Origin of the sequence: Bacillus sp. FSL K6-2861 (genome assembly GCF_038630725.1) — a bacterium.
Taxonomy (GTDB): Bacteria; Bacillota; Bacilli; order Bacillales; family Bacillaceae; genus Bacillus; species Bacillus velezensis.
In genome coordinates, this window is sequence record NZ_CP152037.1 from 2,594,218 (window position 1) to 2,609,713 (window position 15,496).

Annotated in this window: 17 protein-coding genes; 6 read left to right on the forward strand and 11 right to left on the reverse strand. The window is 47.4% G+C overall.

Annotated elements, in window-relative coordinates:
• Positions 1-22 precede the first annotated feature (22 nt).
• The 7 genes from NYE62_RS12625 to ytaF form a co-directional block, all read right to left on the reverse strand.
• The gene (locus tag NYE62_RS12625) at positions 23-1,156 is read right to left on the reverse strand and encodes an acyl-CoA dehydrogenase (protein ID WP_144664000.1); all 1,134 of its coding nucleotides are present in this window, start codon (positions 1,154-1,156) and stop codon (positions 23-25) included.
• Positions 1,157-1,185: 29 nt separating this feature from the next.
• Positions 1,186-2,037, reverse strand: a complete 852-nt coding sequence (locus NYE62_RS12630) for a 3-hydroxybutyryl-CoA dehydrogenase (protein ID WP_039254529.1) — start codon at positions 2,035-2,037, stop codon at positions 1,186-1,188.
• Between the two features lie 19 nt (positions 2,038-2,056).
• Positions 2,057-3,238, reverse strand: coding sequence for an acetyl-CoA C-acetyltransferase (locus NYE62_RS12635; RefSeq protein WP_032866408.1), 1,182 nt, complete (start codon positions 3,236-3,238; stop codon positions 2,057-2,059).
• 140 nt (positions 3,239-3,378) lie between these two features.
• Entirely contained in the window at positions 3,379-4,116 is a 738-nt protein-coding gene (locus NYE62_RS12640) for a glycerophosphodiester phosphodiesterase (protein WP_053573207.1), read from the reverse strand.
• 87 nt (positions 4,117-4,203) lie between these two features.
• Positions 4,204-4,830 (reverse strand): N-acetylmuramoyl-L-alanine amidase, encoded by a 627-nt coding sequence (locus NYE62_RS12645; RefSeq protein ID WP_342496979.1) that lies wholly within the window; start codon positions 4,828-4,830, stop codon positions 4,204-4,206.
• Positions 4,831-4,849: 19 nt separating this feature from the next.
• Positions 4,850-5,167, reverse strand: coding sequence for a hypothetical protein (locus NYE62_RS12650; protein ID WP_014721488.1), 318 nt, complete (start codon positions 5,165-5,167; stop codon positions 4,850-4,852).
• Between the two features lie 308 nt (positions 5,168-5,475).
• A complete protein-coding gene (gene ytaF, locus NYE62_RS12655; protein WP_040237929.1) occupies positions 5,476-6,099 on the reverse strand; it encodes a sporulation membrane protein YtaF in 624 nt (207 codons plus the stop codon).
• 146 nt (positions 6,100-6,245) lie between these two features.
• Here ytaF and NYE62_RS12660 point away from each other — a divergent pair, with 146 nt between their 5' ends.
• The 6 genes from NYE62_RS12660 (at position 6,246) to alr (ending at position 10,551) form a co-directional block, all read left to right on the forward strand.
• A complete protein-coding gene (locus NYE62_RS12660; protein ID WP_007408365.1) occupies positions 6,246-6,878 on the forward strand; it encodes a helix-turn-helix domain-containing protein in 633 nt (210 codons plus the stop codon).
• A gap of 290 nt (positions 6,879-7,168) precedes the next feature.
• The gene (locus tag NYE62_RS12665; protein WP_014470646.1) at positions 7,169-7,306 is read left to right on the forward strand and encodes a hypothetical protein; all 138 of its coding nucleotides are present in this window, start codon (positions 7,169-7,171) and stop codon (positions 7,304-7,306) included.
• A gap of 93 nt (positions 7,307-7,399) precedes the next feature.
• A complete protein-coding gene (locus NYE62_RS12670; protein ID WP_144664018.1) occupies positions 7,400-8,518 on the forward strand; it encodes an NADH-dependent flavin oxidoreductase in 1,119 nt (372 codons plus the stop codon).
• 125 nt (positions 8,519-8,643) lie between these two features.
• Positions 8,644-8,856, forward strand: coding sequence for a spore germination protein (locus tag NYE62_RS12675; protein ID WP_186314433.1), 213 nt, complete (start codon positions 8,644-8,646; stop codon positions 8,854-8,856).
• A 125-nt stretch (positions 8,857-8,981) separates the two neighbouring features.
• Complete coding sequence (locus NYE62_RS12680; RefSeq protein ID WP_003153181.1) at positions 8,982-9,194, forward strand: spore germination protein; 213 nt, start codon at positions 8,982-8,984, stop codon at positions 9,192-9,194.
• Positions 9,195-9,369: 175 nt separating this feature from the next.
• Complete coding sequence (gene alr, locus NYE62_RS12685; protein ID WP_342496980.1) at positions 9,370-10,551, forward strand: alanine racemase; 1,182 nt, start codon at positions 9,370-9,372, stop codon at positions 10,549-10,551.
• A gap of 148 nt (positions 10,552-10,699) precedes the next feature.
• Here the strand turns inward: alr and spo0A are convergent, their stop codons facing one another.
• From spo0A to argR, 4 genes are all read right to left on the reverse strand, one after another.
• A complete protein-coding gene (spo0A, locus tag NYE62_RS12690) occupies positions 10,700-11,500 on the reverse strand; it encodes a sporulation transcription factor Spo0A (RefSeq protein WP_003153177.1) in 801 nt (266 codons plus the stop codon).
• Positions 11,501-11,780: 280 nt separating this feature from the next.
• Complete coding sequence (gene spoIVB / locus NYE62_RS12695; protein ID WP_007408360.1) at positions 11,781-13,061, reverse strand: SpoIVB peptidase; 1,281 nt, start codon at positions 13,059-13,061, stop codon at positions 11,781-11,783.
• 163 nt (positions 13,062-13,224) lie between these two features.
• On the reverse strand, positions 13,225-14,955 hold the full coding sequence (gene recN / locus NYE62_RS12700) for a DNA repair protein RecN (RefSeq protein ID WP_007408359.1): 1,731 nt from the start codon (positions 14,953-14,955) through the stop codon (positions 13,225-13,227).
• Positions 14,956-14,986: 31 nt separating this feature from the next.
• Complete coding sequence (gene argR, locus NYE62_RS12705; RefSeq protein WP_003153173.1) at positions 14,987-15,436, reverse strand: transcriptional regulator ArgR; 450 nt, start codon at positions 15,434-15,436, stop codon at positions 14,987-14,989.
• Between the last annotated feature and the right edge of the window lie 60 nt (positions 15,437-15,496).

Below are 15,496 nucleotides of genomic sequence, written 5' to 3' on the forward strand. Positions count from 1 at the left end.
GTTTCGCTCCTTTGCCCACTTTTTATTGAAGAAGATACTTAGAAATAATCAGCCTTTGAATCTCATTGGTTCCTTCATAGATTTGCGTGACTTTCGCATCCCGAAATAAACGCTCCGCGGGATACTCTTTCATATAGCCGTAGCCGCCGTGAATCTGCACAGCCTCCACCGCCGCTTTCATCGCCGCATCGGACGCGAATTGCTTCGCCATAGATGCTTCTTTTCCGCACGGAAGCCCTCGCTGATACAGATCAGCAGCATGATAGACCAATAATTTGGCAGCTTCCGCATTCGTCGCCATGTCAGATAATTTAAATGAAACGGCCTGATTCGAAGCGATGGGTCTGCCGAACTGGCTGCGGGTTTTGGCGTACTCCACCGAGCAGCCGAGCGCCGCTTCGATAATCCCGAGCGCCTGAGCCGCTATGCCGATCCGTCCGACGTCAAGGTTTTTCATGGCGATTGAAAAGCCTTCACCCTCTTCGCCGAGCCGGTTTTCAACCGGAATTTCCGCTTGGTCAAACTGCAATTCGACAGTATTGGAACCTAACAGTCCGAGCTTTTTTTCTTTTTTTCCGACAGAAAAACCGGGTGTGTTTTTTTCAACGATAAACGCTGAAATTCCCTTTCTCCCTTTACCCGGATCGGTTATGGCGAATGTCAGATACAGATCTGCCGCTCCGCCGTTTGTAATAAAGATTTTTGAACCGTTCAGAATATATGAACCGCCTTTTCGCACGGCTGTTGTTTTCAGGCTGCCCGCATCAGATCCGGATTGAGGTTCAGTAAGCGCAAAAGCCCCAATATATTCGCCCGCTGCCAGCTTCGGAATATACGTTTGTTTTTGGACTTCTGTCCCAAAATGCAAAATCGGGATTGTCCCTACCGATGTGTGGACGGACAAAATGACGCCGACGGCCGCGCTGACTTTTGATATTTCATGAATCGCTAAAATGTAAGATGTTGTATCAGCACCCGCCCCGCCGTAAGCTTCCGGGACGGGAATGCCCATCAATCCCGCTTCGCCCATTTTTTTAATCAGCCGCTCCGGAAATTCATCTGTTGATTCCATGAGCTCAACCACCGGCGCGATTTCCTTGCGGGCAAAATCACGCACCATTTTTCTCATCATGATGTGCTCTTCTGTAAAATGCATGGCTGCCGTCTCCCCTCATGATCTTTACGTCATCTGCCGTACTCATAAAAACCGCGCCCGCTTTTTTTGCCGAGCCAGCCGGCGCTGACATATTTTCTGAGCAGAGGGCATGGGCGGTATTTCGAATCTCCGAGCCCCGCATAGAGAACCTCCATAATGGAAAGGCACGTATCCAGCCCGATGAAGTCAGCTAATGTTAAAGGCCCCATCGGATGCCGCATGCCGAGCTTCATCACCTCATCAATCGCTTCCTTTGAAGCTGCTCCTTCGTAAAGGCAATAAACGGCTTCGTTAATCATCGGCATTAATATGCGATTAGATATAAAGCCCGGGAAGTCATTGACTTCGACAGGGGTTTTATTCATCCGGACAGCAAGCTTCTTTACTGTTTCCGCCGTTTCTTCCGATGTGGCGAGTCCTCTGATGACTTCGACAAGCTCCATGACAGGAACCGGATTCATAAAATGCATGCCGATTACTTTTTCAGGCCTTTTTGTGGCCGCGGCAAGCTCCGTAATGGGAAGAGAAGACGTATTGCTTGCCAATACGGCATGAGGGGGACAGATTTTATCTAGTGTGTCAAACAATTCTGCTTTTGCTTTTTTGTTTTCGGCAATGGCTTCAATTACAAAATCAGCATCTCCCGCTTCTGTGAGCTCTGCCGGGGAAATACGGCTGAAAACGGCATCTGTCTCCTGCTGTGTCTTCCGTCCTTTTGCCTGCTCTTTCTCCAGGTTTGTCTTTATGCGGTGAAGACCTTTTGTTACCGTTTCCGGCTCCCAATCGTATAACTTGACGGCAAACCCGGCTTCTGCAGCCGTCTGCGCGATGCCTGCTCCCATCTGACCGGCACCTGCGACCATGATTGTTTTCATCTTCATCCGGCGCTCCCTCCTTTAATCAGTACACCTCAAGCAAAACGGCATCTCCTTGAGCCGCTCCGCTGCATATAGCAGCTATGCCTAAACCTCCTCCGCGACGCTTTAATTCGTATATTAAACTCATGATGATTCTCGCTCCGCTTGCGCCGATCGGGTGGCCGAACGCAATCGCCCCTCCGTTTACATTCACTTTTTCCCGGCTGAACCCGGCTATTTTTTCACTCACGAGCACGACGGACGCAAATGCTTCATTTACTTCAAACAAATCAATATCGTCAACGGACAGTCCGGTTTTTGTCAAGAGCCGGCTGATGGCCTCTCCCGGCGCGCTTGCCAGCTCGCACGCTTCCAATCCGACTGACGCAAAGCCAAGTATCGCTGCGAGCGGCCTGACATGCTGCTTCGCGGCTTTTTCCTCTGACATCAGCACAAATGCTCCGGCCCCGTCATTTACACCGGGAGCGTTTCCGGCTGTAACCGTTCCGTCGGCTGTAAAAATTGGCTTGAGCGCTGCAAGCTGCTCAAGGCTCGTATCAGGGCGCAGCCCCTCATCCGCTTCAACGGTATGCTGTTTGCCCTTTTTGCCGGTCCAGGTGACGGGGACAATTTCTTCACGCAATTTGCCCGCCTCGGCCGCCTCAGCCGCGCGTTTCTGACTCAAAAGAGCGTAATGATCCTGTTCATCCCGGGAAATGCCGTACTTTTTGGCCGCAGTGCTTCCGTGGACAGCCATATGCACCTGGTCGAACGCACAGGTCAGCCCGTCATGAACCATTAAATCCTGAAACACCCCGTCCCCCATCCTCACACCCCAGCGGCCGGCCGGAATGGCGTACGGAATGTTGCTCATGCTTTCCATTCCGCCTGCAATCAGCACGTCCGCATCTTTCGCCCGGATCATTTGATCACAGATGGTAACGGCCCTGAGCCCCGATGCACAGACCTTATTAATGGTTTCAGCCGGAACGGACCACGGAAGCCCGGCATACCTTGCAGCCTGCCGTGCCGGAATCTGCCCGGCACCCGCCTGGACGACCATTCCCATCACCGCTCCTTCCGCTTCGCTTTCACTGATAGCGGCGCGCTTGATTGCTTCTTTTATGGCAATGCCGCCAAGCTCGGCTGCCTTTACCTCTTTTAATGCGCCGCCAAATTTTCCGAACGGCGTTCTTGCCGCACTGACGATAACCGTTTTTCCCACAATTTTGCCTCACTTTCAATAAGATAAAAGATAACGCTTACACAAAACGCCCTGTTACAATATATGAACCGGCTGACCGAGTTATGAGTGCACCGCCTTTTTCCAGCCCATAAAAAAAGAAGACTGTCTGAACAGTCTTCTCAGCTGCGGCATTCTTTTTTTATAGAAACGGCCAGCTTTGGATAATCGGTAAAAATTGCGTCTGCTCCCGCTTTCATCAGCTGCTTCATATCCTCAGGACGATTGACGGTGAACGGACGGAGCGCCGCTTGGTGTTTTGCAAGATGTTTGATCACTTCAGCGCTCACCGCCGGCGTACCGAGCTTCGGATGATAACCTGAAGCGGGAATGGCGGCAAGATACCGTTCAGGCCGGTACAGCACATCCATTGTCAGCACCGCCCGTTCAATTTCAGGCGCCAAAGCGTGGCAAACCGCGAGACTCTCATGATTAAATGAAGAAAAAATAACGCGCTTTTCCAGTCCGTAATATCTGACTTTTTTAATCACTTCTTCTTCCATTCCTTCGTAACGGAATACACTGTTTTTCAGCTCAATGTTTATCAGAAAATCAGCACGTTCCGCAAAACGCAGCACATCTGACAAAAGCGGAATTCTGACACCTTTAAAAGCATCTTTCCATTTTCCGGCGGCATCGGCGGTTCTGATTTTGTCATACGCCGTATCTTTCACAAATCCTTTCAAAGACGTCGTGCGGTCGAGGGTTTCATCGTGAATGACCACGATCCGGCCGTCTTTTGTCATCTGTACATCAAGTTCGATTCCGTCAGCCCCGTCCTCAATCGCTTTTTTGAATGCGGGCATCGTATTTTCAGGGCAGTCGCCCGACGCCCCCCGGTGGGCAAAAATATTCGTCATATGTGTCACCTCAGGTGTTTGTCATCGGTTTTCTCTATTATAATCGTTATGCACATAAGGAGGGTGCTATTTACACATATTTTATAATTACCGTCCGCTGTAATAGGTTTCGATTCCGTTTACAACGGCGTCCGCGGCGTGCTCTTGTCCGTTATCGCTTTTCAGCTTGTCCGCATCTTGAGGATTTGTGATAAAACCTAATTCAGCCAGCACACTCGGCATCTTTGAATATGTAATGACATAAAAAGGAGCTTCTTTTACGCCTCTGTCCTTCATCCCTAAAGACGTGACAAGCTGCTGCTGGATGTCGGAAGCAAGCCTTTCGCTGTCTGCTCCTTCATATGTCGAATTAAAATACGTTTCCGTGCCCGATGCCGTTGATACGGCTGAATTCGTATGGAGGCTGACGAATAAATCGGATTGGCTGGCGCTTGCTTTCGCCACCCGCTCGTCCAAACGTAAAAAAGTATTGTCAGTCCTTGAAGCAACTGGTTTCGCGCCTTCTGTCTCCAATTTGGCGATCACCTTGTTTGACACCGCTAAATTGATGTTTTTCTCAAGCAGTCCATTTCCGCCGGCCCCGCTGTCTTCTCCGCCATGTCCGGCATCGATATAAATGGTTTTCCCTTGCAAAGGTTCAGCTGCATAAGCAGACGGCGCAAGCAGAAGAAGAGCGGCACCTAAGGCAGCAGCGCTTTTTGTCAGTAAACCCACGTTTTTTTCCTCCCCGTTTTCACATATCTGTTTCTTTTTTCAGTTCCTCAAGCCGTAATTGTCCGTTGCTCTCTTTTTTATAGGTGATTTGCACCGCCGTATGTTCAGGCAGAGACTGACATTCAAACCGCTTAGCGAAAGGCACCTTCACCTCTTGCCTTTCTCCGTCAATTTCGACCGCGATCGTATCGTTTCCGGCCGCTTTTATAAATGTTCCTTCCTGAGTAAATGACGGCGCCGCATCAGCCTCCGCGGTATACTCGCAGCCTGATAACAGCCATGCGGTGAAGATCAGAAGTATGACAGACTTCACACAGATCACCTCACGTTTTCTCATTCGGCTTTATCTTTTAACAGAATGGCCGATTTGTAAAGGGAGCCTCCATTCCTCCAGCGCTTTTCCATATTTGGAATGAAGGCTATCTGACCTGCTGTTTACCTGAACTTAGAAAGAAAACAAGCTGATCAGTCTATGAAAAAGGTTCTGTCTGAAGGCTGAATATGCAGAATTTAACGGAAACGGACGACTTTCTGTTCATTTTGAAAAAATATCAGATCGGCAAAAAAAGAGAGCCGCGTCATGCGCTCTCCCGAATAGAAACATTCATATTTATTTTGAGCTTTTCATAAAATGAACGGGACAACTTAAAAGAGCAGCGTATTGGCGGCAATGATGAGAATAATCACTCCGCTCAGCACCGTGCTGAACTGTCCGACGTGAAAAGAACCGATGCGCAATGACGCGGCTTTTTTTCCAAGCGAGCAGCCGATCCATATGGTCAAAAAGCTTCCGACCGCCGCAGTGATGGAAATGGCAGCGGGAGAAAGCCCGATCAACCCCGCGCTTAATCCGTTGGTCAGCGCATTTGCGGATACGGCCACCCCGAGAACCATGGATTCCAATATACCGATTTCTCCCGAACCGTCGGCATCCGCTGCCTCCGGATTTTGCAGCAGACCGGCAAAACGGCCTTTTTTTTCTGACGCGCCAACACGCGCTGTTTTTCTCGGCACAGCCAGCAGAATGATGCGGATACCGATGACAGATAAAATAAACGCCGCCAGCAATACAGGAAGAAAGCCCGGTAAAACGGCTGAAATCCATTTGCCGAAATAAATTCCGATATAACTGAATACAAAACAGATAAAAGCGATCATCATATTTGACGCATGCGATATTTTGATTTTTCTGATGCCGTATGACATCCCCACTCCTAAATTATCAATGCTCGAGGACACTGCCAAACCTAAAATCAATAACCAAGCCATGTTCGTTTCTCTCCATTCTTTGATGTCTTTTCAACATGTTGTGCCGTTGAATCTACACTATCCTATTCAGCAGCACAGAAAAGGTACCTTTTCTGCAAAAATTATTGATTAATGATCATCATTCCGGCGGAAACGAGGTGACACCCTTGACAGAAAATAAAAATACGACACTGGGGCCCCTTTTAAAATCACTGCTTGATAAGCACTCGCTCTCCATGAGAAAACTCGGCGCCTTAACAAACATTGATACGGCCACCATCTCCCGGATTATAAACGGCAAGCAGAAGGCCAATTTAAAGCATCTTCAGGAATTTTCAAAACATCTCCGCACCCCGCTGGAGGAATTGCTTGAGGCGTCAGGCATAGACATCGGCCATGAAAAAGAAGCTGCGCCGCAAGACCCGATGCACGCGATTCAGGATATGCTGAATATGGCCGAGATGTTTGATCAGCCTTTTTCCCGGGAGCAAATTGAGCGCGAACTGACCAGATATGAACAATATGCCAAAACCCAGCAGGGCCATCGCCTGATTTGCGATGAGTTTCAAAAGAAAATGGACAATGAAGAAAGCGTCGGCCCTTTTATTGATCATTTGAAAAACATGCATCATCAGTATATGGATGAATCAACACCGGCTGAAGACCGCGCGATTCTCGGGAGCGCGCTGCTGTATTATATTTTAGCGACCGACGTCATTCCGGATTACATGTTTCCGATCGGCTACCTGGATGACGCCATCGCCGTTCAAATCGCTTTGAACCGGCTGAAAAAAAAGTAAAGGCGCTTAAAAAAGCGCCCTTTTTGTGTTGAAAAATATGAAACACCGCATTACGGTTTTGTCAAAACAGAGACAGCTGTCATATGATACATCAACCTAACAAAAAGGAGGGTGTCTTCTATGGACAGCAACACAGTTGTGGCAGTGTGCGCTCTGTTAAGTGTTGTGATTCAGATCGGAACGATATTCGCCGCAGGAAAGTGGAAAAAAGAATAAACAAATTGACGGTTTTTTCGCACAAGCGTATGCTTATAAATAACCTTGTAAAAGATAAGAAAGAAGATATGTATATGAAAAAAATCATTCTCCTCTTCGCCGCCGCTGTCATATTCAGCTCGATCGGCCATCAAATTTCAGGAGGATATAAAGATCCTGAAAAGGAACGGAGAAAACCGTTTCATTCGTTTAAATGGTTCAGCCGGTCATAACCTCAGGAAGAAGAACAAGCAAAATAATTGCACACAATTAAAACATAAGCTAGAATACGGACGAGTTAAACTCCTAAGGAAGAAGGCGAAATGATGAAGCAAACTTATAAACCGCTGTTTGAACCTTTTACGTTCGAAAGCGGCGTCACTATACCAAACCGTATTTCAGTCGCACCGATGACACACTATTCATCAAATGATGACGGAACGATTTCCGACCGTGAATTAAACTACATTACTCCTCGTTCAAAAGAAATGGGCATGGTCATTACGGCATGTGCAAACGTAACGCCGGACGGCAAGGCGTTTCCAGGCCAGCCCGGCATCTATGATGATTCTCACATTCCCAGCTTGAAAAAACTCGCTCAGGCGATCCAGTCTCAAGGAGCGAAAGCCGTTGTGCAGATTCACCACGGAGGATTGGAATGCCCTCCTGAACTCGTGCCAAACAACGACGTCGTCAGCCCGAGCGGCTCAGAAGAAGACGGGAGACAAACGTCCCGGGCTCTCACCGAACAAGAAATTGAGCACATCGTGAAAGCATTCGGCGAAGCGACACGCAGAGCGATTGAAGCCGGCTTTGACGGTGTTGAAATTCACGGGGCAAACGGGTACCTGATTCACCAATTTTATTCACCGAAAACAAACCGGCGCACAGACCGCTGGGGCGGAAGCGATGAAAAGCGCCTTGCGTTCCCGCTTGCAGTCGTTGACGCTGTCAAACAGGCAATTGATACACACGCTGAAAATCCATTCGTTCTCGGCTACCGCCTGTCACCGGAAGAGCCGGAAACACCGGGGCTTACAATGAAAGAAACATTCATGCTCGCCGACGCGCTTGCAGAAGAGAACTTGGATTATCTGCATATTTCACTGATGGATGTCAATTCCAAAGCCCGCCGCGGGGCGGATACTTCACGGACGCGGATGGATTTATTAAACGAACGCGTCGGCCATAAAGTGCCGCTGATGGCCGTCGGTTCCATCTATACCGCGGACGAAGCGCTTGCTGTATTAGAAAGCGGAATTCCGCTGGTGGCTCTGGGACGTGTCATTTTGATTAACCCCGAATGGGCGGTGCTGGTCAAAGAAGGCCGCGAACAGGAAATCGAAAAAGCCATTCAAGCATCTGAAATTGAGAAATACCGACTTCCTGAACCGTTATGGGAAATGATTCAGAATACAGGCGGCTGGGTGCCGTTTGAAAAGTAGACTAAAAAACTGCCGGATGTCCGGCAGTTTTTTTGATTCACAAGTTTTTACCGCTTTGTTTACTCCTATTTCTAACACACAGCGTACATATAGTAAATAGATTAATAGAAAGGAGACCGTATATGATGGGTGGTTTTCCTATTACGATTAATAGTCTTTCCGGAAACGGGGTTGTCAATGTCGGCGGTGCGTTTTCGATAAGTCCTTTAACCGTATCAAAAACCGTCTACGGCTCAGGTGGGGGAAATACGGGGATGGTCCTGCAAATGAATCAATCCAGCACATCTCAATCTTCAAGCTCACAATACTCTGATCAAAATGTAACGAAAACATTATGACATCCGTATTTCCCTCCCTTTCCGGCTGGCAGCAGCCGGATTCTTTTTGCCGTTTTGTTTAATCTTATTCCATATCACAGCGTACATATAGTTAGTAGACTGTGAGAGAAAGGAGAAAAAATAGAATGAGCGGTTGCCCGATTACGATAAACAACGTATCAGGAAACGGAGTTGTCAATGTTGGCGGCGCCATATCCATCAGTCCGCTGACTGCATCAAAAACTGTTTTCGGTGCCGGAGGGGGAAATATCGGCATTGTCATTCAAAACAATGCTGTAAGCCAGTCCAAAATGTTTGAACATCAATTTTCAGATCAGAATATTGTAAAGTCAATTTAAGGGCTGCCAAGCAGCCCTAACTGCATAAATAAAGCAGGCACACTGATTTCCCGAAAACTTGATTTTAAACATCAGCGATCACCTTTCCATGTTTTGAATGATTTCAGTTAAAGATGAATAGAATGCAGATTGAAAGCATGAGTACTGAATCTCATTAAGGAAAGAAGGAATCGTGATGAAAAAACTTTGCCGGGAAGTTTGGATTGAAGTTGACCTTGATGCGATAAAAAAGAACGTACGGGCGATCCGCCGCCATATTCCGAATACGTCTAAAATTATGGCCGTCGTAAAAGCGAACGCTTATGGCCACGGCTCTGTGGAAGTAGCGCGGCAGGCACTGGAAAGCGGAGCGAGCGAGCTCGCTGTCGCCAGCGTCGAAGAGGGAATTGTGTTACGGAGAGCGGGAATTACGGCACCTATTCTTGTGCTCGGCTTCACAGCTCTCAGCTGTGTGAAAAAATCTGCCGTTTGGAACATAACATTATCAGCGTTTCAGGTCAGCTGGATCAAAAAAGCGAATCGGATATTGGAAAAAGAAGCAGATTCGAAACGGCTGTCCATTCATATCAATGTGGATACGGGAATGGGCCGGCTGGGTGTGCGTACGGAAGAAGATCTTTTAGCAGTGGTGAAAGCGCTCAAGTCGAGTACATATCTGTCATGGGATGGCATCTTTACACATTTTTCAACAGCGGATGAACCGGACACTGAGCTGACGATGCTGCAGCACGAAAAGTTTATCAGCTTTCTCCGCTTTTTAAAAAATCAAGACATTACGCTGCCTACCGTGCATATGTGCAATACAGCCGCCGCTATCGCATCCCCGGAATTCAGTGCCGACATGATCCGTTTAGGCATTGGGTTATATGGTTTATATCCGTCCGCCTCGATAAAGGAACTGAACCTCGTGGATCTCACACCCGCACTAAGTTTAAAGGCGCGTATCGCTTATGTGAAAGCCATGGTGACAGAGCCCCGGACCGTCAGTTATGGTGCCACATATATCGCCGAACCGGGTGAAATCATCGCGACGATTCCAATCGGCTATGCTGACGGCTACTCCCGCGCCCTGTCCAACCGCGGGTTTATTCTTCACCGCGGCAGACGGGTGCCGGTGGCGGGGAGAGTGACAATGGATATGATTATGGTCAGTTTAGGTGAGAATGAGGGCAAACAAGGAGAAGAAGTCGTCATCTACGGCAAACAACAAGGAGCCGAGATTTCCGTTGATGAAATTGCCGAAATGCTCGGTACGATCAGCTACGAAGTCTTATCTGTGTTAAGCCGCCGCGTCCCCCGCTTTTATTTCAGAGACGGCAAAATCATTAAAATATCAGCTCCGGTATTATACGTGTAGACGGCATAGATCCCGCATTTATGTATAGAACAAGTACCGGCGTGAGTGATTTCCATTATTTTCGTCAGCAAAATTTCAAAACGCCTTCTCTTCCGCGTTCATGCACGGAATAGAAGGCGCGAAAAAGACATCTAGCCAAAAGCTTGCGTTACGAAGCTTTATGCTCCAATCTCAGCTTGTCAGCAACCATCGCGATGAACTCTGAATTGGTTGGCTTTGCTTTTGTCATGCTTACCGTATATCCGAACAGTGAAGAAATGGAATCAATATTTCCCCTGCTCCATGCGACTTCAATGGCGTGGCGGATGGCCCGTTCTACACGGCTTGCGGTCGTGTTGAATTTTTTGGCGATGTCGGGATAAAGGACTTTTGTGATGCTGCCGAGGAGTTCAATATCGTTATACACCATGGAAATGGCTTCACGCAAATAAAGATAGCCTTTGATATGGGCAGGCACACCGATCTCATGGATAATGCTTGTAATGCTGGCATCGAGATTTTTCCGCTTCGGCTCAGGCTGGCTGCGGATAATGCTGCTTTGCGCAGACGGCGCACGGTGTGTGACACTGCTGACATTTCCGCTTACCTGGCGGATATGGCCGACAAGGTTTTCCATATCAAACGGCTTCAGGATGAAATAGGACGCGCCTAAATCGACGGCTTTTTTCGTAACGTCTTCCTGACCGAATGCCGTCAGCATGATGACGTTCGGCTGCTTCTCGAGCTCTGATTCCCGCAGACGCTCCAAAACCGCAAGTCCGTCCAGATGCGGCATGATAATGTCTAAAACGAGCACATCTGGATTCTTATCTTTAAACAAAGAAAGACATTCCTGTCCGTTATAAGCAACGCCGATCACTTCCATATCATCCTGTCCCTCTATATATTCACTCAACAGGCTTACAAGCTCTCGATTATCATCAGCAACACAAACTTTAATTTTCTCCACGTTTCTTCCTCCCCCAATGTATTAACAGGACGCAACCCATTTGACTGCTACATGTTACATTCGACAAAACCACTACTTCCCCTTTTAAAAAATCCATATTTACCAATAATAGTGGTATATCTTTGTTTTTCTAGCATTTTCTAGGTTTTTCGACTAAAAATTAAGTTTGACAAATCAGGAAACGTGAATTTGTCGAAAAATCTTCATGTCTTATTTTACATGAATCCAGGAAAGAAGTGAAGAACGCATCACATAAAAAAACTGCCGGATCATCCGGCAGTCAGCTTGCTTTGTCTTTCCCGTAAACATCAACACCCGCTTCAGACAGCATCCATTCGATATGAACGCCGTAGCCGCTTGTCGGATCATTGACAAATACGTGGGTTACGGCTCCGACGACCTTTCCGTTCTGGATGATCGGGCTTCCGCTCATCCCCTGAACGATTCCGCCGGTTCTTTTCAGCAGTTTCGGATCTGTCACTTTCAACACCATTCCCTTTGTCGCCGGGAATTTTTGCGGCGTGGTGCTGACGATTTCAATATCAAATTTCTCTACTTTATCGTTTTCGATAACCGTCAGCATTTGCGCAGGTCCTTTTTTTACTTCATTTGACAAAGCAATCGGAAGCGCTTTGTCGGAAATGTTGTTTTTAATCGGCTGATGCAGTGTCCCGAAGATGCCAAACGGGCTGTTGCGGTTAATATCGCCGATCGTTTTCCGTTCTGACGAAAACCTTGCCAGTTTTTCGCCGGGATTGCCGCCTTTTCCTTTTTCAATCGATGTTACAGTTGAACGGACGATTTCTCCGTCTTCTACAACAATCGGTTTTTTTGTATCCATATCAGAGATGACGTGGCCCAATGCGCCGTATTTTTTTGTTTTCGGTTCAAAAAATGTCATGGTGCCGATGCCGGCTGCCGAATCGCGGATATAAAGGCCGATTCGATATTTCCCCTCGGCTTCGTCCTTTGTCGGAATCAGCTTTGTTTTGATTTTTTGCTTATCGCGTTTCACCAATAAATCCAAAGATTCACCGGTTTTGCCCGCTTTTTGAATAAACGGGGCGATATCGCTCATTTTTTCAATTTTATGTCCGTTCATTTTAATAATGATGTCGCCAGATTCAATTCCCGCTTGTTCTCCCGGAGACTTTTTCCCATCCTTTGTCATCACTTGGTGAAAACCGACCACCAAAACACCGACTGAATGCAGTTTTACACCGATGGACTGTCCGCCCGGAATGACCTTCAATTCTGGAAGGACACGCACTTTCGTTTTTTTAATGGGAAATCCGGCAAGATCATATACTACTTCTGACCGGCCTTGTGTTTGCCCTGTTATGTTTGCATGGCCGTGCTCTTCTTTCAGCGTAAAGGCTTCTGATAATTCGCCCTTTTCAGCGCTTATTGATGCATTAACCGGAACGGCCTGTGTCTGGTTTTCAAAGACGCTCATTTCTGATGGTATCAGTAAATATTCTTTAAATGGCTTAAAAAAGCCTACACTTAGTAAAGAAACAAGGAGAATTACACCTATTGCTTTCCTCATGTTATCGTGCATTCATTCCTTCACTCTCCTCGCTCCTATCCCACACCACTTTCTTTTTCTGCTACATCTATACTTTTGCCTTCCTGCGCTTGATTTATAACCGGCATACGAAGAAAAACATTGGATACACTGTTAGAGAAATGGAACAAAAAAATAAGCTGCCTGTATCAGCAGCTTATCCTGTCGTTTTTACCTGTCCGGCCTGTTTTAAAAGCTCTTGTGCATGCCGTTTTGTCAGATCGGTCACTTCGACGCCCGCAATCATGCGGCCGATTTCCGCTACCTTGTCCTGTTTAGAAAGCGGCGTGACATGCGTTGTCGTCCGGCCGTCTTTGAATTCTTTTGCGATCAGAAGGTGCGTATCCGCCATAGCGGCAACCTGCGGAAGGTGTGTAATGCAGAGCACCTGTGAACCGGTCGATACTTTATGGATTTTTTCCGCGATGGCTTGGGCAACCCGCCCGCTTACACCGGTGTCCACTTCGTCAAAGATGATGGAGGTGACATCCTGCTGGGAAGAAAAAATACTCTTCATCGCCAGCATCACCCTTGAAAGCTCGCCTCCGGAAGCGACCTTTGACAGCGGTTTTAAAGGCTCACCGGTGTTTGTTGAAATTAAAAACTTCACAAGGTCAATCCCCTTTTGGGTAAGCTGCACGGGCTGCCCGTTAACAACCGGTGCTTCACTGGCTGACGGATCGGTTTTCACGAGAAATTCCGTATCAAACGTTGATTTGCCCATATACAGACTTTTTAATTCCTGATGAATCGCTTCCGCCAGTTTCTTAGCCCATGCTTTTCTGATTTTTGATAAATTGGCGGCTTCTACGGCCACATCTTTGCCGACCGACTCCAATTCCTTCTTCAGCGCTTCAAGGTGGCTGTCGCGGTTCTCGATTTGATCGATTTCCTCTTCTATTTTGGAGCCGTATTCCAAAATGTCTTCTACCGTCGCTCCGTATTTGCGCTTCAGCTGTTTGATCTCATTTAAACGGGTTTCAATAAAATTCAGCCGTTCCGGGTCATATTCCAGATCATCTAACAGATTGCGCATCTGAAAGGTTGCATCCTCCAGCAGATAATAGGAACTTGACACACTTTCTGACAGCTTTTGCAGCGGTTCATTGATATCCGAAATATCTTCAAGCTGGGCAGAGGCCATTCCGACCCAGTCAAGCCCCCCCTGCTCGCTGCGGAGCGCATTATAGGCGTTTTGCAATGATTCATAAATTTTTTCAAAGTTGGATATCTGCTTCCGCTCTTCCTGAAGAAGTTCGTCTTCATTCAATTCAAGCTTCGCCGACTCGATTTCTTCAAGCTGAAATTGAATCAGGTCTAATCGATGCGCCATTTCCTGCTCGCTTTCTGACAGCTTCTTCACTTTTTTGAGCAGCTTCATATAACGCTCATAGCCTTCATGGTAAGCCTGAAGCGCGGATTCGGCCTCAGCGCCCGCAAACCTGTCCAACAGCTCTAAGTGTTTATCGTCCTCCATTAACAGCTGGTTATCATGCTGTCCGTGAATATCTAATAAAAGTCTGCCGATTTCCCTCAAAGCCGCAATCGTCACTAATTTTCCGTTGACACGGCAGACGCTTTTTCCTCCGGCATTAATGTCCCTTCTCATGACAATCATGTCGTCAGATGCGTCTATTCCCTGCTCACGGCATACTTCAAAAACAGGATGACCGCTGTCCAAAAGAAACAGTCCTTCAAGCTCGGCCTTTGTTTCACCGTAACGGACAAATTCAGACGAGCCGCGGCCGCCGACTAATAGGGAAACGGCGTCTATAATAATTGACTTGCCGGCCCCTGTTTCTCCCGTCAGGACGGTGAGCCCCCGTTCAAACGAAATCGTCAGTTCCTCTATAATGGCAAAGTTTTTTATTGATAGTTCAGCTAACAAACAGCATTCCACCTTTTATCTGATAATTACGCTACAGCAGCTCCAAAAGACGGCTTTGAACGCCCTCAGTATCTTCAGGCGTCCTGCAGATGATTAAGATCGTGTCATCTCCGCAAATCGTGCCCATGATTTCTTCCCATTCGAGATTATCCATCAGAGCGCCGATTGCCTGAGCATTGCCCGGCATCGTTTTTAATACGATCATATGGCTTGCTGAGTCAATTTTTACGAACGCATCCATTAATGAACGCTTCAGTTTTGACAGCGGATTGAACCGCTGATCCGCCGGCAGGCTGTATTTGTAGGAGCCGTTGTTTGTCGGCACCTTTACGAGATGCAGCTCTTTAATGTCTCTGGAGACAGTCGCCTGAGTTACCTTATATCCTTCTTCTCTCAGCATGTCAACTAAGTCATCCTGCGTTTCAATCTCATGGCTTGTAATAAGCTCTCTGATTTTTATATGCCTTTGGCCTTTTGTCATGTAAGCACCTCTGTTTTCAAGCTGTTCTTGTCATTATGTTAACCGCTTCTTGATAAAAAG

What these genes read in the sequence shown, in the direction of transcription:
- NYE62_RS12665 (WP_014470646.1), top strand. Translation starts at nt 7,169, where the DNA reads ATGAAAAAAATCATTCTCCTCTTCGCCGCCGCTGTCATATTCAGCTCG.
- NYE62_RS12680 (WP_003153181.1), top strand. Translation starts at nt 8,982, where the DNA reads ATGAGCGGTTGCCCGATTACGATAAACAACGTATCAGGAAACGGAGTT.
- NYE62_RS12630 (WP_039254529.1), bottom strand. Translation starts at nt 2,037, where the DNA reads ATGAAGATGAAAACAATCATGGTCGCAGGTGCCGGTCAGATGGGAGCA.
- ytaF (WP_040237929.1), bottom strand. Translation starts at nt 6,099, where the DNA reads ATGGCTTGGTTATTGATTTTAGGTTTGGCAGTGTCCTCGAGCATTGAT.
- NYE62_RS12625 (WP_144664000.1), bottom strand. Translation starts at nt 1,156, where the DNA reads ATGCATTTTACAGAAGAGCACATCATGATGAGAAAAATGGTGCGTGAT.
- NYE62_RS12675 (WP_186314433.1), top strand. Translation starts at nt 8,644, where the DNA reads ATGGGTGGTTTTCCTATTACGATTAATAGTCTTTCCGGAAACGGGGTT.
- alr (WP_342496980.1), top strand. Translation starts at nt 9,370, where the DNA reads ATGAAAAAACTTTGCCGGGAAGTTTGGATTGAAGTTGACCTTGATGCG.
- NYE62_RS12640 (WP_053573207.1), bottom strand. Translation starts at nt 4,116, where the DNA reads ATGACGAATATTTTTGCCCACCGGGGGGCGTCGGGCGACTGCCCTGAA.
- NYE62_RS12650 (WP_014721488.1), bottom strand. Translation starts at nt 5,167, where the DNA reads ATGAGAAAACGTGAGGTGATCTGTGTGAAGTCTGTCATACTTCTGATC.
- NYE62_RS12670 (WP_144664018.1), top strand. Translation starts at nt 7,400, where the DNA reads ATGAAGCAAACTTATAAACCGCTGTTTGAACCTTTTACGTTCGAAAGC.
- argR (WP_003153173.1), bottom strand. Translation starts at nt 15,436, where the DNA reads ATGACAAAAGGCCAAAGGCATATAAAAATCAGAGAGCTTATTACAAGC.
- spoIVB (WP_007408360.1), bottom strand. Translation starts at nt 13,061, where the DNA reads ATGCACGATAACATGAGGAAAGCAATAGGTGTAATTCTCCTTGTTTCT.